Below are 16,969 nucleotides of genomic sequence, written 5' to 3'. Positions count from 1 at the left end.
AGCAGGGAGGGCGCCGCCGGGCACACGGCCGCGGCGGCGCGCGTGGCGCGTGCCGTTCGGCTGGTGCGGGGCATGGGCGAACCCTCCGGGACGTGCTGCCTGGTCGGAGCCGGAGGAGACCCCCGGCCCGCGACCTGACGTTAGCACAGAGTCACGGAGGGTGGTTTGAGTTTTCCGGAACCGGGGAACCCGAGGTCACTCCGTGGGATCCGGCCGGGCCGGGCCCTCGTGGGGCGCGTCCCGGGGCAGCCCGCGCTCCCCGACCTCCGCCTCGGCCTCCTCGACGGTTCGCTCCCGCCCCGGGGCCCCCGCCCGCGAGGAGGCCCGGAGCCGGGGCCGGGACCGGGCGTCGCGCCACTGGTGGACGACGAACACGCACAGGGCCAGCCACACCAGCCCGAAGCCCAGCCAGCGGACGGGCGGCATGTCCTCGCCCTGGACCAGCCAGCCGACGAAGAACATGATGATCGGGGCGATGTACTGGAGCATGCCGATGACGGTCAGGGGGACCAGGCGCGTGGCCATGCCGAACAGCAGCAGCGGCAGCGCGGTCACGAAACCGCCGCCGACCAGCAGGGCGGTGTGGCCCGGGGACACGGAGAACGCGGTGCCCGCCCCCGTGGCCTCCAGGTAGACCACGAAACCCAGCGCGGGCAGGAACATCACCAGCGTCTCGACGGTCAGGCTCCGCATGCCGTCCAGGTCCACGTACTTCTTCACCGCGCCGTAGGCGGCGAAGGAGGAGGCCATGAGCAGGGACAGCCACGGGGTCACGCCGTAGCCGACGGTCATCACGACCACGGCCAGGGCGCCGAGGCCGACCGCCACCCACTGGAGGGACCGCAGTCGCTCGGAGAACAGCAGCACCCCCAGGCACACCGACATCAGCGGGTTGATGAAGTAGGCGAGTGAGGCCTGGAGGGTCTGTTCGGCGGAGACCGCGAAGATGAACCCCCACCAGTTGAGGGAGATCAGGATCGCCGCCGCTGCCACCGGCAGCAGCCGTCGGGGACTGCGCACCAGGGCGGGGAGCCAGGCCCACCCCCGTCGGGTGGCGAGGAGGAGGACGCACATCGCGAGCAGGGCCCACACCATGCGGTGGGCGAGGATCTCGCTGGGCGCGGAGGCGGAGAGAAGGGGCCAGTACAGGGCCGCGACGCCCCACAGGAGGAAGGCGGTCGCGCCGATGACGACGCCACGGTTGGATTCGGGCACGCCAGCAAGGGTAGGACGAATTCCCCCGTAGTGTCTTCCCCGTTTCCGTCCGGGCGGTCGTCCGTGCTCCTCCGCGGTCGTCCACAGGCCCGTCCGCGTCCGTGCGCCGCTTCGGGCCCGCGGATACCCTGGAGGCATGTTCGGGAGAAAGACGACCATGGTCGACCCGGCCCGCGCGCTGCCCGGCCGGGACACTCCGATGGACGTGCCCTTCGGGCACACCGTGCTGGGGACCAGCCTCACCCCGCCCTATCCGGAGGGCAGTGAGATCGCCGACGTGGCGATGGGCTGCTTCTGGGGCGCCGAGCGCACGTTCTGGCGCCTGGGGGCTGAGCGGGGGATCATCACGACCGCGGTGGGTTACGCGGGCGGCTACACGCCCAACCCCACCTACGAGGAGGTCTGCTCGGGCCTGACCGGGCACACCGAGGCCGTGCGTGTGGTGTTCGACCCCGAGCGCATCTCGTACACGGAGATCCTCAAGGTGTTCTGGGAGGGCCACGACCCCACCCAGGGGATGCGCCAGGGCAACGACGTCGGCAGCCAGTACCGGTCGGCGATCCTCTACCACGACGACGCCCAGCGGATCGCGGCCGAGAACAGCCGCGACGCGTTCCAGCCGGTGCTGACCCGTGCGGGCTACGGGCCGATCACCACCGAGATCGCGCCGCTCCGCGAGTTCTACTTCGCCGAGGACTACCACCAGCAGTACCTGTCCGACGCCAAGAACCCCAACGGGTACTGCGGCATCGGCGGGACCGGCGCCAGCTGCCCGATCGGGGTGGCGTCCGCGGAGTGAGCACGGCCGGTTCCGCCCCCGGGCCCCGGGGGCGGAACCGGCCGTTACCAGGTCCGTCCGGCGGCGAAGGCGGCGAAACTCCGGGGAGGGAGTCCGGTGATCCGCTCGACGACGGGGGTGACCCGGTCCTCCGCGCCCTCGGCGATCACCAGGTCCAGGTTCGCCAGCATCGCCGCGTACTCCCGCGGCATGGCGGTCGCCAGATGGTCGCGCATCTGCTCCACGCCGACCGCCAGGTGGCGTACCGGTCGGCCCGAGGCCCGCGCGATCATCGCGGCGACGTCGTCGTAACCCAGCGCCTCGGGGCCGGTGAGGACGAGATCGGTGTTGGGCGCCTCCGCGTCGGTCAACGCCCGGGCGGCCACCGCGGCGATGTCGTCGGCGTCGATGAAACCGACCCGTCCCCGGCCCGTGGCCGTCATGACGAACCCCTCCTCGCGGATGCTCACGGCGTGGGGGTTGTCGCCGGTGAAGTTCTGCATGAACCACGAGGGGCGCAGGACCGCCCACTCGTCGAACAGCTTCGGCAGGAGGGTGTGCACCGTCCCCACCCCGGGCCCGCCCTCCGGGATCGCCGAAGAGCTCAGCAGTACGGCCCGGCGCACCCCGGCCGTGACCGCCTGTTCGAGGAAGGGCACCATCACGGCGGCGGGATCGGTGGTGTCGACGGGTGGGACGAGATACATCCGGTCCACGCCCCGCAGCGCCTCCCCGAAGGTCGCGGGCTTGTACCAGTCGAAGCGGACCGACGGGACGCCGCCCCGGCCCGGGGCGCGGCGGCTGGCCGCCCGCACCCGCGGGCCGAGCGCGCCGAGCCGGGAGGCGACCAGGCTTCCGGTCGTGCCGGTGGCGCCGGTGACCAGGACGGTGGCGGCGGAACTCATGCGCTCTCCCCCTTCGGCGCGGTGGTCTTGGCCTCGCGCATGGAGCCGGGCACCACGAGCGGGTTCCAGTAGTCGCGGTAGTGGGTGACGCGTCCCCGGATCGCCGTCATCACCACCACGTAGGAGATGTCGGTGTCCTGCCCGGTCGCCACGAGCCGGGCCCGGGCGCGCATCTCGGCGACCACGGTCTCGGGAGCGGTGGTCTGGTGGATCTCCAGGTACGGGAGGTCCTTCAGGTGGATGTGGTCGGTGTAGTCGCTCATGTACTCGGCGAGCCGTTCCCTTCCCTCCAGCCGCCGGGGCCAGCCGGCGGGTGCGAAGGGGAACTCGACGAGGACGTCCTCGTCGCACAGGGCGACCCAGTCGTCGATCCTCCCGTCCAGAAGCAGTTCCAGGCCGTGTCGATACAGGTCCGCCGTTGTCAGTGCGTCGTGCATGGGGTCTCCGCCCCTAGAATGTGGACTGCTGGTCCGTTTAAACATACGGACCGGCAGTCCGTTTCGCAAGCGAGGTGAGTATGGGTGCACGCGGGGAGCGCGCGGACGCACTGCGCAACAGGGAGGCGGTGCTTGCCGCCGCCGACGGGCTCTTCGCCGACAGCGAGAGCCCCAGGAACGTGTCGATGGACGAGATCGCCTCTGCCGCGGGGGTGGGCAAGGGCACCCTCTTCCGGGGCTTCGGGGACCGCGGCGGGCTGATCCGGGCCCTCATGGAGGTGCGGAGCGGCCCACTGCGCGGGGCCGTCCTGGAGGGCCCGGCCCCGCTGGGCCCCGCGACGCCCCCGCGCGAACGGGTCCCAGCGCTTCTGCTCGCTCTGCTGCGGTTCAAGCTCGACAACCGCCACCTGGCCCTGGCGCTGGAGAGCGACGGCGGAAACAGCCCCTACCAGGCCGATCACTACACCTGGTGGCACCGGACGCTGGCGGACGCCCTGGCCGCGGTTCCCACCGTCCCGGACGCGGACTTCGCCGCGCACGCGCTGCTGGCCGCGGTCCGCGCCGACCTGGTGGAGCACCTGGCTGGGCGGGAGGAGATGTCGGGAGAGGTGCTGGAGGAGCGGCTGAGGGCCTTCACCGCCAAGATCCTCGCCTGAGACCCACTCGTGCGCGTTCGAGCCCCGTCGCCTCACGGTGCCGTGCACGACCGGTCGCTTCGGCGTCCGGTCGCGCACGGCCGCCCCCGGAGCCGCTGACGGCGGACCCGGGGGCGGTGGCGGCGGTGGGCCGGACCCCGCGCGCTACTTCACCGCGCCCGCCGACAGCCCGGACACGAGGTAGCGCTGGACCAGCATGAAGGCGATGACCACCGGCAGGGAGATGGTCAGGGACGCGGCCAGCAGTTCGTTCCACAGGGTGTCGGTCTGGCTGGTGTAGAGCTTGAGCCCGATGGAGAGCGTGCGGGTCTCGGTGTCGGTCAGCACCGAGGCGAACAGCACCTCGCCCCAGGCGGTGATGAACGCGAACACCCCGACGGCGAGGATGCCCGGGCGCGCCACCGGAAGGATGACCCGGACCAGGGCACCGATCCTGCTGGTGCCGTCGATCATCGCCGCCTCCTCCAAACCCTCGGGGATGGCGCTGAAGTACCCGGCCAGCATCCAGATCGAGAACGGCAGGGCGAAGGTCAGGTAGGTGATGATCAGCCCGGTGTAGGAGCCGGTGAACTCGATGCCGATGAGGTCCTCCAGCCGCACGAAGATCAGGAAGAGCGGCAGCAGGAACAGGATGCCGGGAAACATCTGCGTCGAGAGCACCGTCATGCTGAACAGCCGTTTGCCGCGAAAACGCAGTCGCGACAGCGGATAGGCGGCCAGCACCGCCACCACCAGCGCCAGGACGGTCGCCGTGGTCGTGACGACCAGGCTGTTGACCAGGTAGCGGGCCAACGGGATCGTCGTCCACATGTCCACGTACGGCTGGAGGGTGACGCGCTCCGGCAGCCAGGTGAAGGCCCCCCGGACGTTCTCCAGCGGTTTCACCGAGGTCACCACCAGCACGTACAGGGGCAGCAGGGTGAACACGGTGAGGAAGGTCAGGACGATCCGGCGGAACCAGCGGAAACCCCGTGTCTCATGCATTGCCGTTCCCCTTGGGCAGTACCAGCCGGACGTAGACCACCGACGCGATGACCAGTGCGATGAGCAGCAGCACGCTCATCGCGGCGCCCAGCCCGAAGTTCCAGTTGACGAAGGAGTGCTCGTAGATCAGCGGTGAGATCAGCCGTGCGCTCTCGGGCGAGACGTCGCCGAAGAGCAGGAAGGGGATGTTGAACTCGTTGAACGTCCACAACCCCATGACGAGCAGTACGACCGCGTTCGCCGAGCGCACCATGGGCAGCGTGATGCCGGTGAACCGCCTCCAGGTCGAGGCGCCGTCGATGGCGGCGGCCTCGTACAGGTCCTCGGGGATGCTCTGTAGCGCCGCCAGCAGCATCAGGAACGCGAACGGCCACAGCCGCCACACCGACACGACCACCAGCACCCAGAACGCGTTCTCACCGATGAGCCAGAACGGGGGCTCGTCCAGCAGACCCAGATCCTCCACGAGCAGCTGGTTGACCATGCCGTCGCGCTGGTTGAACATGAACGCCCAGAGGATCGCGGCGACGTAGACCGGCAGGGCGTAGGGCACGAGGAACAGGGTGCGTAGTACACCGCGCCCCCGGAACCTCGTGTTCAGCGCGACGGCCGCCGCCATCCCCAGCACCCACGACAACCCCACCACCAGCACGGTGTAGACCGTGGTGCGGAACAGGCTCTCGAACAGGGCACCGCCCAGGGCGTTTCCGGGGTCCAGACCGCGGACGAAGTTCTCGAAACCGACGAGCGGTGCCGTCGTCCAGCGCCGGATGGTCAGCTGCGTCAACGAGGTGAACGCGATGTAGATCCCCAGTGCCATGGGGATGATGTGGACCAGCACCTCCAGCACCGCCGCTGGCAGCACCATGCCGTAGGGCAGGAACCACCCCGGGCGACGCGGACGCCGCACGCCGGGTTCTCTCGCGGGGCCGGCCGCGGGCGGGTTCTCCGCGGTGTCGGGCCCCTGTTCTTCGGTAGTCGACATCTAGCGCCTCCATGGAACGGTCGCCCCGCCGTGGGGACGGGACGACCGAGGGGACACACCGCCTAGTTCGCGGCGTTCATCTGGGTCTCGGCTTCCTCCATGGTCTGGCGGACGTCGGCCTCGGTGACCTCGTCGCCGGTCGCCACACGTGCGAAGAGTTCACCGATCGCCCCGCCGAGCACCGTCTCCATCTGGCCCTCCTCGGGGATCAGCGGCATCGGTGCGGAGTGCTCGGCGAGGATCGTGCGGAAGGTCTCCATCGACCCGCTCCGCAACTCCTCGCTGTCGTAGGCCTCGGTGGCCACCGGCAGCGTCTGGAACTCCTGGGACAGGTACACCTGCTCCTCCGGACTGGTCAGGTGCTCGACCAGCCGCAGCGCGTCCTCCCTGGCGTCGGTGTCGTTGAAGACGCTGATGTTGATCCCGGCCGTGTGACTCTGGACGGCCTCTCCCGGCAGCGGGTCGAGCATCGGGACCTGGGCGATCTCGTAGTCGTCGAATCCGCGGGCGGCCATGGTCGTGCGGGCGCTGCCCTGCACGATGGTCATGGCGGCGCGTCCGTCGACGAAGTCGCTGATGCCCTGGGTGCCGTCGTTGAACTCGGCGCTGCTGGGGTCGATGATCTCCTCCACGGCCATCAGGTCCACCCACTGTTTGACCGCGGCGACCTGCTCGTCGGAGGAGAAGGTGGGCCCGTCCTCCCCCCACAGGGATCCGCCGTGCTGCTGACCGAGGATGAAGGCCATGTGGGAGTTCTGCCGCTCGTTGCCGCCCTCCGTCACGAAGCCGTACTGGTCGATCTCGCCGTCGCCGTCGGTGTCCCTCGTCAGCTCGTTCGCGGTCTCGGCGAACTCCTCCCAGGTCGAGGGCGGCTCCTCGATGCCCGCCTCCTCGAACATGGTGGGGTTGTAGAACAACGCGTAGGACAGCGCGTAGAGCGGCACCGACGTCGGCGGCTCGCCCTCGGCGCCGCCGGTGGCGAAGCTGGTGCCGACGAAGCGTCCCTCGCCGCCCACCGCGTCGAGGTCCTCACCCTCGAAGGGCACGAAGGCACCGGTCTGCTGGAGGCTGGCCGCCCAGGTGTTGCCGATGTTGAGGACGTCGGGCGCGTCGCCGCTGCTGACCGCGGTCAGGATGCGGTTGTACAGCTCGCTCCATGGGATGACCTCTAGCTCGACCTCGACTCCGGTCTCCTCGGTGAACCGGTCGAGCGCGGGCTGGAGGACCTCCCGGTCCTCCTCCACGCTCGCTCCCTGGTTGCTGGCCCAGTAGGTCAGCGTCTGGTCCCCGGAATCCCCGTCGGCGCCGCAGGCGGTCAGCGCGACGGCGAGTCCGAGCGCGGTCGAAGCGGACAGTAGTGCTGTGGGGGGTGTCTTCACGACCGTCTCCCTCTCTCTGTGGCTGAGCCCGCCGCCATCGTCGGCGATGACGGAACGGGCGGGGGGTGGACGCGTCCGCCGACCTCACGGGCGGGGCGCATCGACGACCCACAGGCGTTCCCATGTCGCTCCGAGGAGCTCCCATGGGTAGGTAAACCGGTTTACCCGGATAGTGTAAGTGACCTCACACGGGAGTGGGAGAATCGGTTGCGAAACCGTTACGGGGTGTGGTCCGGCCGCCCGGAGGACTCCCTCATGCGGAGCTCCCCGACGAGCACGGTCGACGGCGGCGGCTCCTGCCCCTTGAGCATGTCCAGCAGGATGCGGGCGCCGACACTGCCCAGCGCGCGGTGCCTGTTGCGGACGGTCGTCAGCGGTGGCGTGACGAACGAGGCCAGGGGGATGTCGTCGAATCCGGCCACCGCCATGTCCTCGGGGACGGTCAGCCCCGCCTCCCGCAGCACGGAGTACCCGCCTATGGCCATGAGGTCACTGCCGTAGAAGATGGCCGTGGGGCGCTCGTCGCTGGCGAGGACGCGCTCGGTGGCCCGGGCCCCGCCCGCGATGGTGTAGCCGCCGTGCTCCTCCACCGGCCCCGGTTCCAGTCCGAACTCGCGCACCGCCTGCTCCCAGTGGCGTCGGCGCTGGATCGCGTGCAGCATGTGGGGATCGCCCTGGACGTGGGCGACGCGGTGGTGCCCCGCCTCGGCGAAGCGGCGAACCACGCCGCGGATGGCCTCCCGGGAGTCGTTGGTGACGGTGGGGAAGTCCGAGGAGTTCTCGGGGGCCCCGACCACGACGGCGGGCGCGCCCAGACGGCGCAGCATCCCGGGGCGGCCATCGTCCGTCCGCAGGTCGGTGACCAGGAAACCGTCGACGAACTGGTCGTTGAACAGTCGCTCGTAGGTGGCGGCCTCGGTCCGTTCGTCGGGTACGAAGCGGATGACGGTGGCGTGCTCCTCACCGGAGAGCACCGACTCGATCCCGGACAGGAACGACGGGAAGAACGCGTCGAAGTCGAGGATCTCGGGGGAGCGGCGAACGATCAGGCCGATCGTGCCCAGCGACTTGCCGTTGAGCGCGCGTGCGGCGTAGCTGGGGTTCCAGCCCAGCTCGACCGCCGCCTGGCGGATGCGTTCACGGGTGCTGGCGCTGGTACCGGTACCGGTGTTCAACGCCCGTGACACGGCCCCCTTGCTCACGCCCGCCCGCCGGGCGACATCGCTGATCGTGGGGCGCTTTCGACCCGTGTTTCCGCTTGTCATGGGGAAGATGGTAATGCGCGGCGCCCCGGGGCGCTCCGACAGTGCCCGTACCGGGGACGGAGGCCGAAAGCCCCTCCGTACCAGGGTTTCCGGTATGGACTGGACCCAGCGGCTCGGATCCGTCAAGCGGTGGACCCGCGCCGGAGTCCGCGCTCCGCACAAGCCCCTCCTGCTGCTGTACGCGCTCGCGCACCACCAGCGCCACGGCAACGCGCCCATCGTCTACGTCGAGGCCGAGGCCCGGCTCGCGCGGCTCCTCAGGGAGTTCGGCCCCTCGAACGACACAACCCCCGGCTACCCCTTCCACCACCTGGAGAGCGACGGGTTCTGGCGGGTCACCACGGTGGACGGGGAGGGCTCCCCGGGGTCGGGGGTGACCCTGCTCCGGAGGAAGGAGGCGCGGGGCAGCCTGAGCGCCGAGCTGGACGCGGCCCTGCGAGGCGATCCCGGCCTGGCCGCCCGTATCGGGCGGCACCTGCTCGACGACAACTTCGCTCCCTCCCTGCACGAGGGCATCATCGCCCTCACCGGTCTCAGCGTGGGACCGGGGCCGGTTCCCGCGCCGGGTGAGGGCGGCGTCCGCGACCCCCGGTTCCGGGACGCCGTGCTGACCGCCTACGAACACCGGTGCGCGTTCTGCGGGTACGAGGGGCGGCTGGACGGCGTGTCGGTCGGCCTGGAGGCGGCCCACGTCCGCTGGTGGTCCCATGACGGCCCCAACGACCCGGACAACGGCCTGTGCCTGTGCCCCACACACCACCTGCTGTTCGACCGGGGCGTCCTCGGGCTCACCGACGCCCTCACCGTCGCGGTGTCCCCCCGGTTCGAGGCCCGTTCCCCCACGGCCGAGACGGTGGTCCTCTCCCTCGCGGGACGCGACCTCGTGGGCCCCGCACCCGGGTACCCCTCCGTCGAACCCGCCCACGTCGCGTGGCACGCGGAACAGGTCTTCCGGCGATCCACCGCCCGAGCCCCCCGCTGACTCCGGCGCCCGCGCGCGGGCGCCGGAGTCAGCGGGGGGCGGGTCGTAGCGGTCACCGGAGGCCAGCGGCGAATCCGGACCCGGGGCCGTGGAACGGCGGTGACGGGACGGTCACGGGAGCCCCCTCTCCCGACACACGTGTGACCGCGTGGGCCGCCTTCCTCCTCCGGCGCCCCGGCACTGGCGGCGTCCCGGCACCGGCGGGACCCCGGTGGCGGGGCGACCACGGACACGTCGCCGTCGGGATCGCCGTCAACACTGGAGTCGTATTGGTCGTATTGTGCGTAAAACCCCTACCTGGGGTTTTGCCTGGCAGAGTCCTCCGCATCCCCGCCACGGCCACTGGAGAAACATGACCACGCATCCCACGCGCGGACGCCTTTCGCTCACCGGGTCCCTCTTCATCGGCTACGTGCTCCTGCTCGCCGTGGCCCTCATCGCCGTGGGCGCACTGTGGGCGGTCCACACGAACCGGACCATCGACCGCCACTACGAGGAGCGGGTCCTGAGCCTGGCCAGGGCCGTCGCCGTGATGCCCCGGGTCGTCGAGGGCGTCCAGACCTCCGACCCCGCGGCCGTACTCGCCCCGCTGGCCGACAGCGTCGACGCCGCCACCGGAACCGAGTTCGTGGTCATCGCCTCCCCCCGGGGCATCCGCTCCTCCCACCCCGACGAGGAACTCATCGGCGGTACCGTGTCCACCCCGCCCGGCCCCGCCGCGGAAGGTCAGGAGTGGACCGGTGTGCAGCGGGGGACCATGGGACGCAGCGTGCGCGCCAAGGTCCCGATCTTCTCCGGGGGAGGGTCGGTCCACGGCGGCGACGCGCGGGGCGAGGTCGTCGGCTACGTCTCCCTGGGCATCCTCGCCTCCAGCGCCGCCACCGAGGCCCGGGCCGCCATCCCCGCGATACTGGGCACGGTGGCCGTGGTCCTGGTCCTGGGCGTGGCCGGGGCCTGGGCGCTCTCCCGCCAGGTCCGCACCAAGACCCACGGGCTCGAACCCGCCGACATCACCGCACTCCTGGAGAGCCGCGAGGCACTGCTGTACGCGGTCCGCGAGGGTGTCCTCGCCGTGGACGGAGCGGGCCGCCTCGTCCTGGCCAACCCGCCCGTCCGTGAGATGCTCGGCCTGCCCGAGGCCTCCGAGGGGCGGAGCCTGGACGAACTCGGCCTGTCCGAGCGCGTCCGCGACATCGTCTCCGGCGCCGACCCCGGCGACGACCGCCTCCTGCTCGCCGGGAACCGCATCCTGGTCGCCAACCGGATGCCGGTCCGGGTGCGCGGCGAGGACGCCGGGGCGGTCGTCACCTTCCGGGACCGCACCGAGCTGGACCGGCTCACCGGCGAGCTCGACGGCGCGCGCACGGTCACCCGGGGCCTGCGCGCGCAGACCCACGAGTTCGCCAACCGGGTACACACCCTCGCCGGAATGCTCGAACTCGGCGCCCACGACGAGGCCCGCGCCTACCTCGCCGACCTGTCCGCGACACACACCCGCACCAGCACGGACATCTCCCGGCACGTCGACGACTCCGCCCTGGCCGCGCTGACCATCGCCAAGTCAGCTCAGGCCTCCGAACTGGGCGTCGACCTGCGGCTGTCCCCGATGACCAGCGTTCCCGCGCTGGACAGGGAGGTACGCTCCGACGCGCTGCTCGTCCTCGGCAACCTGGTCGACAACGCGCTCGACGCGGTGGCCGCGACCCCGCACGGCTGGGTGGAGCTGATGGTGCGGCTGCACCCGGCGCGGAGCAACGACCTGCCGCACGACCTGTTGGAGATCCGGGTGACCGACTCCGGGCACGGGGTGGCCGACGACGTGGCGGAGGAGATCTTCCGGCTCGGGTTCACCACCAAGGCCTCCCGGGACGGCGGCACGCGGGGACTGGGCCTGGCGCTGGTCAAGCAGGTGTGCGAGGGCAGGGGAGGAAGCGTGGAGATGGAGGTGCCCGACGGCGACGAGGGCGCGGCGTTCACCGCATGCCTGCCGGTGGCCGCACCGAGCGAGGAGGTGGCCCGATGATCCGCGTCCTGGTCGTGGACGACGACGTGCGGGTGGCGCGCAACCACCAGGAGCTGGTGGAGTCGCTGTCCGGGTTCACCGTGGCGGGGGTCGCGCACACGGCCGCGTCGGCCCTCACCCAGATCCGAGGGCACCAGCCCGACCTGGTGCTGCTCGACCTGCACCTGCCCGACGCGTCGGGGATCTCGGTGATGCGCGCCCTGCGCGCCGCCGCGACCAGCGCGGGGCCGCAGCAGACGGACTTCCTCATGATCACCGCCGTGCGCGACATCGGCCAGGTGCGGTCGGCCCTGCACGGCGGGGCGGTGCACTACCTGCTCAAGCCGTTCCCGCTCAGCGTGCTGCGCGACCAGCTGGAGCGGTACGCGGTGGCGCGCCGCCGGATGGACGCCGACGGGGAGGCCACCCAGCAGGAGGTGGACCGGTTGTTCGGGCTGCTGCGCCCGGCCGCCGCCCGTTCCCTGCCCAAGGGGTTGACCGCGACCACCGTGGACTTGGTGGCGGGGGCGCTGCGCGAGGCGGAGGGGGAGATGTCGGCCTCGGAGGTCGCCGAGCGCGCCGGGGTGTCCCGGGTGACCGCGCGGCGCTACCTGGAGCACCTGTGCGCGGACGGCCGGGCCGAGCTGCGCATGCGCTACGGCTCGGCGGGCCGTCCCGAACACCTCTACCGCTGGGTGTCCTGAGTGTCCTCCGGTTCCGGTGCGCCACCGATCTGCTTCTTCCACGGGCCACTGGCGGTGAGCCAGTGCGGCACGAGCCTGACGGGGAAGGGGAGCTCGGTCTCGAAGACGTCCTCGCCGTGGACCTGGGCGACCTCCTGGTAGCAGCCGTTCTCCAGGCGGAGCTCGACGAGTCCGACCTTGTCCGCGAGCGGGTTGATGATCCAGTAGGACGGGATACCGAACGCCGCGTACTCCTGGCGTTTGGTGTGATTGTCCCGCAGGACGCTCTCAGGGGAGACGATCTCCACGGCCAGAACCGGGGGCACGTTGAAGTAGCCCTGGGATGGCAGTTCGCAGTCGAAGACCGCCAGGTCAGGGACACGGTGATGGGTTCGCTCGGCGTTCAGGTCGATACCGGGGCCCTCGCCGATCTCCAATTCGTCCGGGGCTGCGGTACTGATGTGGAAACCCAGGCGGTGGGAAACGCGTGTGTGTACGGGTTCGGGAGCCGGCGACACGTCAAGCCTCCCGTCGACCAGCTCGTACCGCCGTCCGTCGTCCGGCGTGTTCTCCAGATCGTCCACGGTCAGGCGTCGTTCGGGTGTTTCCGGGTGCCTGATAGTCATGACAGACATACTGCCTCCTCACGTGCATGACCGCCAGTATTCTGTTGCACGCTCGGTTACCGGCGGATTTCGCTGAGAAGGCTCCGTAGAGGTGTCCGAATCCCGCTGACGCTTCCGGCCCCTTAACCCGGAAACGTCGGTGGCACGTGTCACACTCGCCCCATGTTGGATCACCTCGGAATCCAGGTCAGCGACCTCGCGAAGAGCGCCGCCTTCTACGACGCGGTCCTCGCCCCGCTGGGCGCGCGACGCGTCCTCGACTTCGGCGAGCACATCGGTTACGGCACCTCCGGCCCCGACTTCTGGATCGGGGTCACGAACACGCAGGGTGACGCCCGCGAGTCCCACATCGCCTTCACCGCGCCCGACCGGGCGGCGGTGGACGCCTTCTTCGCCGCGGCCGTCGAGGCGGGCGCGGAGGTGCTCCACGAACCGAAGGTCTGGCCGGAGTACCACGAGCACTACTACGGCGCCTTCGTCCGCGACCCCGACGGCCACAACGTGGAGGCCGTCTCGCACGCCCCCGCCTGAGCGGCACCGCGTCCCCACCCCTCGGCGGTCGGTTCCCGCCGGTCCCGCCGAAGGGGTCACCCGGTCGGTCGGAGGGCGACGGGGGCCGCGGCCATCACGTGGGCACCCCAGACGTCTCCCGGGGGGAGAAGGGCGGTGAAGGGCCAGGCAGCCCCGCTCCGTCACGTCCCGCCCCTACACGCTCCCGACGGAGCGCCTGCTCGTGGCCTCCTCCGCCGCGGCCACCGCGCTGTTGAACGACACCTCGCCCAGCAGGCCGGGCGCCGCCACGGAGTCCCCCGCCAGGTAGACGCCGTCGCCCCGGTCCACCGCGGGGCGGTCCCGCCACGTGCGGCCCGGCAGGTCCAGGGCCCCGGTGCGCCCGCGCGCCACCTGGTCGCGCCGCCACGTCACCCGCTCCCGCCAGCCAGGCAGGGACAGGTCCAGGAACCGCTCCAACCGCCCGGTGACCCCCGCCCGGGACTCTCCCGGGCGCACCGGCAGCTGCGCCTGCACCAACTCCTCGCCCTCCGGCGCGAGCGTGCGGTCCACCAGCGAGTAGCGCTCCAGGAAACCGCACTCGTCGGCGTCGAAGACGATGAACGGGTCCCGGCCCCGACGCAACCCCAGGTCCACCATCAGGGTGTGCCCGCTCTCCCACTCCAACGACGCGTCGCCGAGCAGGGCGCGGGCCGACGCCAGTGACGTCGCGACGATGGTCGGCGTGTCGGGGACCGCGTCCACCCGGGCCCCGGTCCCGACGCGCACACCCATCTCCCGGGCCCGCCGGGCCATCCGCTCCACGAGCGACGTCCAGCCTCCGACCAGGTACCTGGCGGCGGGCCACCCCGGGGTGGTCACCCGGAGGAACCTCTCCCAGACGAAGGCGGCCGACAACCGCGACGGGTCGTGGTCGAACAGGGCCACGCCCATCATGTTCGCGGCCACGCGCGCGGGTTCGCCTCCGAGCTCCTCCCGGGCCCACGAGCCGAAGTCCCGGTCGTACGGCGCCCGCAGCCGTCGTCGCGAGGCGGCTCTGAGCAGCGCGTACGGGGGCACGCCCACCCGGCCCCGGTGGCGCGTCCCCGCCCGGAGCAGGCCGCGTGCGGGGAAGGGCAGGTGGGGCGGGAGCAGGTCGCGCTCCGCCAGCCACGCGAACGGGGGACCGTCGGAGTACAGCACGTGCGGCCCCTCGTTGGCCACGTACGGCGGTTCGGTGGCGCGGGCCCGCCCGCCCAGGGTCCGGTGCGCCTCCAGCAGGGTGACGTTCGCGCCCCTCTCGGCGCTGGCGATGGCCGCGGTCAGTCCGGCGAGGCCACCGCCCACAACGGTGATGTCCATGCCCCTAGGACGGTTCGGGCGTCCGCAGACGTGACATCTTGTCGGGGTTGACCAGAAGGTACACGTGCTGGACGCGGCCGTCGACGATGTCCAGGGACACCAGCGCGGCCACCCTGTCCCCGGCCGAGACGACCGCCGCCGGACCCGCGTTGACCTCGGTGACCGTGGTCCGCAGTTCCTCCACGCCCTCCAGCCCCAGCGAGCGGAGGAAGCGCTCCGTGTTGCGCGGCTGGGACAGGGACGACAGGAACCGGCCGACCTTCGGCGCGCCCCGCACGGTCCGCAGCGGCGCCTTGGCCCTGCCGCCGCTGTCGCTGACCAGGGTGACGTCGTCGGCGAACAGGTCGGTCAACCCCTCCAGGTCGCCCTCCAGGCAGGCCTCCAGGAAGCGCTCGGTGATCCGCCGACGCATGGCCCGGTCGGCCTCGAACCGGGGGCGCCTGTCGCGTACGTGCTCGCGCGCCCGCCGCGCGAGCTGCCGTGTGGCGGCCTCCTCCCGGCCGATCACCCCGCCGATCTCGGCGTAGGGCATCTGGAAGGCCTCGCGCAGCACGAACACCGCGCGCTCCAGCGGGCTGAGCGTCTCCAGGACCACCAGCAGCGCGAACTCGACCGAGTCCGCGAGCTCGGCGTGCGCGGCCCCGTCGGGAACGTCGCTGACCGGTTCGGGCAGCCAGTCGCCCACGTAGGACTCCCGTCGGGTCCGGGCGCTGCGCAGCCGGTCGATGGCCAGGCGGGAGGCGATGGTGACCAGGTAGGCGCGCGGGTCGTCCACCGCGGCCTGATCGACGGCGGACCAGCGCAGCCAGGCCTCCTGGACGACGTCCTCCGTGTCGGAGGCGCTGCCGAGGATCCGGTAGGCGACACCGGTCAGCAGGGAGCGGTGTTCTTCGAAGACATCGGTGGTCATGACAGGCAGACGTACCAGACCCGCCGTACGTGACATGCCCGGGACGGGGAACCCCGATCCCGTCGACGGCCGCCCCGGCGCCGGGAGTAGCGTGGCGCGGTCAGGGGACGAGTGAGGGGAGCCGGTGTGTACCGACTGCGGAGATGGGAACGGAGCGACGCCGACCGGCTGCTGGAGGCGTTCGCGGAACCGGAGCTGGCCTGGCAGTCGCCGGAGGTTCCGGACACTCCGGAGCAGGCGCGGGACTGGATCGACCGGCAACGCACCCGCGCCGAGGAGGGCACGGCCTTCGGGTTCGCGGTGGTCGACGACGACGGGCCCGTGCTGGGGCACGTTCAGGTCGCCGTGACCAGCAGGAGCCACGACCTCGGCTGGGTGTCGTACTGGACCCTGGCGGAGGCGCGGGGGAGGGGCGTGGCGACGGCCGGGACGCTGCTGGCGAGCGAGTACGCCTTCGCCGAGGCGGACCTGTTCCGGCTGGAGTTGGGTCACCGCCTGAACAACCCGGGATCGTGCCTGGTGGCGCGCCGGGCCGGGTTCCGGCCGGAGGGCGTCGAGCGGAGGAAGCTGCGCTACGGCGGTGAGCGCTTCGACACGGGTTCGCACGCCCGGCTGATCACCGACCCGGTGGAGGGCGTCGGGCCACGGCCCTGCACGGCCTGACCCGGGGGCCGCGGGGCCGGGGCGCACACGAGGACGCGGGGCGCGGCGTGTGCCGCGCCCCGCGTCCGCCCCCGACCGGAGGTCGTGCGCCCGAGGAGTCCTGGAGGGGCACCTAGTCCATGACGGCGATGCCGGAGGTGCTGTCCTTGGAGACGACGTTGCAGTCCGCGCCGTCCAGACCGGTGAAGGCGATCACCTCGGCGCAGATCGGCACGGTGACGTTCTGGATCTCGGAGTTGTTGTCCGCGGCGGCGGTGCCGGTCATGGCGCCGAAGGCAAGGCCGGTGGCGAGGAGGAGGCCGGAGACGGAGGCGAAACGCTTCATGGTGTTGATCCTTTTCGGTTCGTGGTGTGATCTTTGACGGGACCCGCGGGTCCCGCGGTGTCGGTGCCGGGGCTGGGCGTGCGGGCGGTACGGTCCTAGTCGTCGACGGCGATACCGCTCGTGTCGTCCCAGCTGACGACGTTGCAGTCGCCGCCGCTGACACCGGAGGCCTTGAGGACGTCCAGGCAGATCGGGATCGTGATGTTCTGGATCTCGGCGTTGTTGTCCGCGGCGGCGGTGCCGGTCATGGCACCGAAGGCGAGTCCGGCGGCGAGGACGAAACCGGAAACCTTGGCGATACGGGACATTCTTCTTGCCTTTCG

At 71.4% G+C, this 16,969-nt stretch carries 19 protein-coding genes; 7 read left to right on the top strand and 12 right to left on the bottom strand.

Annotated elements, in window-relative coordinates:
• Positions 1–195: 195 nt before the first annotated feature.
• Positions 196–1,215, bottom strand: coding sequence for an EamA family transporter RarD (gene rarD / locus D455_RS0102770; RefSeq protein WP_017569244.1), 1,020 nt, complete (start codon positions 1,213–1,215; stop codon positions 196–198).
• A 136-nt stretch (positions 1,216–1,351) separates the two neighbouring features.
• Between rarD and msrA the strand changes: the two genes are divergently transcribed.
• Complete coding sequence (gene msrA / locus D455_RS0102765) at positions 1,352–2,014, top strand: peptide-methionine (S)-S-oxide reductase MsrA (protein WP_152486986.1); 663 nt, start codon at positions 1,352–1,354, stop codon at positions 2,012–2,014.
• 44 nt (positions 2,015–2,058) lie between these two features.
• On the opposite strand, the gene D455_RS0102760 is transcribed toward msrA, so the two are convergent.
• Both D455_RS0102760 and D455_RS0102755 read right to left on the bottom strand, forming a co-directional pair.
• Positions 2,059–2,898, bottom strand: coding sequence for a Rossmann-fold NAD(P)-binding domain-containing protein (locus tag D455_RS0102760; protein ID WP_017569242.1), 840 nt, complete (start codon positions 2,896–2,898; stop codon positions 2,059–2,061).
• Positions 2,895–3,335, bottom strand: a complete 441-nt coding sequence (locus tag D455_RS0102755) for a nuclear transport factor 2 family protein (RefSeq protein ID WP_017569241.1) — start codon at positions 3,333–3,335, stop codon at positions 2,895–2,897. The genes D455_RS0102760 and D455_RS0102755 overlap by 4 nt, the downstream gene beginning before the upstream one ends.
• Before the next feature lie 80 nt (positions 3,336–3,415).
• Here D455_RS0102755 and D455_RS0102750 point away from each other — a divergent pair, with 80 nt between their 5' ends.
• Entirely contained in the window at positions 3,416–3,991 is a 576-nt protein-coding gene (locus D455_RS0102750) for a TetR/AcrR family transcriptional regulator (protein WP_017569240.1), read from the top strand.
• A 144-nt stretch (positions 3,992–4,135) separates the two neighbouring features.
• On the opposite strand, the gene D455_RS0102745 is transcribed toward D455_RS0102750, so the two are convergent.
• The 4 genes from D455_RS0102745 to D455_RS0102730 all read right to left on the bottom strand — a co-directional run bounded on the left by D455_RS0102745 (position 4,136) and on the right by D455_RS0102730 (position 8,604).
• On the bottom strand, positions 4,136–4,975 hold the full coding sequence (locus D455_RS0102745) for a carbohydrate ABC transporter permease (protein ID WP_017569239.1): 840 nt from the start codon (positions 4,973–4,975) through the stop codon (positions 4,136–4,138).
• Complete coding sequence (locus D455_RS0102740; RefSeq protein ID WP_026122254.1) at positions 4,968–5,960, bottom strand: carbohydrate ABC transporter permease; 993 nt, start codon at positions 5,958–5,960, stop codon at positions 4,968–4,970. Before D455_RS0102740 ends, D455_RS0102745 begins: the two co-directional genes overlap by 8 nt.
• A 62-nt stretch (positions 5,961–6,022) precedes the next feature.
• Positions 6,023–7,339, bottom strand: coding sequence for an ABC transporter substrate-binding protein (locus D455_RS0102735; RefSeq protein ID WP_017569237.1), 1,317 nt, complete (start codon positions 7,337–7,339; stop codon positions 6,023–6,025).
• 218 nt (positions 7,340–7,557) lie between these two features.
• The gene (locus D455_RS0102730) at positions 7,558–8,604 is read right to left on the bottom strand and encodes a LacI family DNA-binding transcriptional regulator (protein ID WP_026122253.1); all 1,047 of its coding nucleotides are present in this window, start codon (positions 8,602–8,604) and stop codon (positions 7,558–7,560) included.
• A 94-nt stretch (positions 8,605–8,698) separates the two neighbouring features.
• On the opposite strand from D455_RS0102730, the gene D455_RS0102725 reads away from it, so the two are divergent.
• The 3 genes from D455_RS0102725 to D455_RS0102715 all read left to right on the top strand — a co-directional run bounded on the left by D455_RS0102725 (position 8,699) and on the right by D455_RS0102715 (position 12,292).
• Entirely contained in the window at positions 8,699–9,586 is an 888-nt protein-coding gene (locus D455_RS0102725; RefSeq protein ID WP_017569235.1) for a phosphorothioated DNA-binding restriction endonuclease, read from the top strand.
• Between the two features lie 352 nt (positions 9,587–9,938).
• Positions 9,939–11,609 (top strand): ATP-binding protein, encoded by a 1,671-nt coding sequence (locus tag D455_RS0102720; RefSeq protein ID WP_017569234.1) that lies wholly within the window; start codon positions 9,939–9,941, stop codon positions 11,607–11,609.
• Positions 11,606–12,292, top strand: coding sequence for a response regulator (locus D455_RS0102715; RefSeq protein WP_017569233.1), 687 nt, complete (start codon positions 11,606–11,608; stop codon positions 12,290–12,292). The genes D455_RS0102720 and D455_RS0102715 overlap by 4 nt, the downstream gene beginning before the upstream one ends.
• On the opposite strand, the gene D455_RS0102710 is transcribed toward D455_RS0102715, so the two are convergent.
• Positions 12,274–12,897, bottom strand: a complete 624-nt coding sequence (locus D455_RS0102710; RefSeq protein WP_040684319.1) for a Uma2 family endonuclease — start codon at positions 12,895–12,897, stop codon at positions 12,274–12,276. The genes D455_RS0102715 and D455_RS0102710 overlap by 19 nt on opposite strands.
• Before the next feature lie 162 nt (positions 12,898–13,059).
• Between D455_RS0102710 and D455_RS0102705 the strand changes: the two genes are divergently transcribed.
• Positions 13,060–13,428 carry a VOC family protein gene (locus D455_RS0102705; protein WP_017569231.1) on the top strand — a complete coding sequence of 123 codons (369 nt, stop codon included), beginning with the start codon at positions 13,060–13,062 and terminating at the stop codon, positions 13,426–13,428.
• A gap of 174 nt (positions 13,429–13,602) precedes the next feature.
• Here D455_RS0102705 and D455_RS0102700 read toward each other — a convergent pair whose 3' ends face one another.
• Positions 13,603–14,748 carry an FAD-dependent oxidoreductase gene (locus D455_RS0102700; protein ID WP_017569230.1) on the bottom strand — a complete coding sequence of 382 codons (1,146 nt, stop codon included), beginning with the start codon at positions 14,746–14,748 and terminating at the stop codon, positions 13,603–13,605.
• A gap of 4 nt (positions 14,749–14,752) precedes the next feature.
• Positions 14,753–15,658, bottom strand: a complete 906-nt coding sequence (gene sigJ, locus D455_RS0102695; protein WP_017569229.1) for an RNA polymerase sigma factor SigJ — start codon at positions 15,656–15,658, stop codon at positions 14,753–14,755.
• Positions 15,659–15,784: 126 nt separating this feature from the next.
• Between sigJ and D455_RS0102690 the strand changes: the two genes are divergently transcribed.
• Positions 15,785–16,321, top strand: coding sequence for a GNAT family N-acetyltransferase (locus D455_RS0102690; RefSeq protein WP_017569228.1), 537 nt, complete (start codon positions 15,785–15,787; stop codon positions 16,319–16,321).
• Between the two features lie 112 nt (positions 16,322–16,433).
• On the opposite strand, the gene D455_RS0102685 is transcribed toward D455_RS0102690, so the two are convergent.
• Both D455_RS0102685 and D455_RS0102680 read right to left on the bottom strand, forming a co-directional pair.
• On the bottom strand, positions 16,434–16,646 hold the full coding sequence (locus D455_RS0102685) for a hypothetical protein (protein WP_017569227.1): 213 nt from the start codon (positions 16,644–16,646) through the stop codon (positions 16,434–16,436).
• 95 nt (positions 16,647–16,741) lie between these two features.
• Positions 16,742–16,954: a hypothetical protein gene (locus D455_RS0102680; RefSeq protein WP_017569226.1), complete on the bottom strand. Its 213-nt coding sequence runs from the start codon at positions 16,952–16,954 to the stop codon at positions 16,742–16,744.
• Positions 16,955–16,969: the final 15 nt, after the last annotated feature.

The organism is Nocardiopsis halotolerans DSM 44410 (assembly GCF_000341065.1).
In the GTDB taxonomy this organism is placed as follows: domain Bacteria; phylum Actinomycetota; class Actinomycetes; order Streptosporangiales; family Streptosporangiaceae; genus Nocardiopsis; species Nocardiopsis halotolerans.
This window is presented reverse-complemented; position numbering and strand designations above follow the sequence as displayed.

What these genes read in the sequence shown, in the direction of transcription:
- msrA (WP_152486986.1), top strand. Translation starts at nt 1,352, where the DNA reads ATGTTCGGGAGAAAGACGACCATGGTCGACCCGGCCCGCGCGCTGCCC.
- D455_RS0102760 (WP_017569242.1), bottom strand. Translation starts at nt 2,898, where the DNA reads ATGAGTTCCGCCGCCACCGTCCTGGTCACCGGCGCCACCGGCACGACC.
- D455_RS0102755 (WP_017569241.1), bottom strand. Translation starts at nt 3,335, where the DNA reads ATGCACGACGCACTGACAACGGCGGACCTGTATCGACACGGCCTGGAA.
- D455_RS0102750 (WP_017569240.1), top strand. Translation starts at nt 3,416, where the DNA reads ATGGGTGCACGCGGGGAGCGCGCGGACGCACTGCGCAACAGGGAGGCG.
- D455_RS0102745 (WP_017569239.1), bottom strand. Translation starts at nt 4,975, where the DNA reads ATGCATGAGACACGGGGTTTCCGCTGGTTCCGCCGGATCGTCCTGACC.
- D455_RS0102740 (WP_026122254.1), bottom strand. Translation starts at nt 5,960, where the DNA reads ATGTCGACTACCGAAGAACAGGGGCCCGACACCGCGGAGAACCCGCCC.
- D455_RS0102730 (WP_026122253.1), bottom strand. Translation starts at nt 8,604, where the DNA reads ATGACAAGCGGAAACACGGGTCGAAAGCGCCCCACGATCAGCGATGTC.
- D455_RS0102725 (WP_017569235.1), top strand. Translation starts at nt 8,699, where the DNA reads ATGGACTGGACCCAGCGGCTCGGATCCGTCAAGCGGTGGACCCGCGCC.
- D455_RS0102720 (WP_017569234.1), top strand. Translation starts at nt 9,939, where the DNA reads ATGACCACGCATCCCACGCGCGGACGCCTTTCGCTCACCGGGTCCCTC.
- D455_RS0102715 (WP_017569233.1), top strand. Translation starts at nt 11,606, where the DNA reads ATGATCCGCGTCCTGGTCGTGGACGACGACGTGCGGGTGGCGCGCAAC.
- D455_RS0102710 (WP_040684319.1), bottom strand. Translation starts at nt 12,897, where the DNA reads ATGACTATCAGGCACCCGGAAACACCCGAACGACGCCTGACCGTGGAC.
- D455_RS0102705 (WP_017569231.1), top strand. Translation starts at nt 13,060, where the DNA reads ATGTTGGATCACCTCGGAATCCAGGTCAGCGACCTCGCGAAGAGCGCC.
- D455_RS0102700 (WP_017569230.1), bottom strand. Translation starts at nt 14,748, where the DNA reads ATGGACATCACCGTTGTGGGCGGTGGCCTCGCCGGACTGACCGCGGCC.
- sigJ (WP_017569229.1), bottom strand. Translation starts at nt 15,658, where the DNA reads ATGACCACCGATGTCTTCGAAGAACACCGCTCCCTGCTGACCGGTGTC.
- D455_RS0102685 (WP_017569227.1), bottom strand. Translation starts at nt 16,646, where the DNA reads ATGAAGCGTTTCGCCTCCGTCTCCGGCCTCCTCCTCGCCACCGGCCTT.
- D455_RS0102680 (WP_017569226.1), bottom strand. Translation starts at nt 16,954, where the DNA reads ATGTCCCGTATCGCCAAGGTTTCCGGTTTCGTCCTCGCCGCCGGACTC.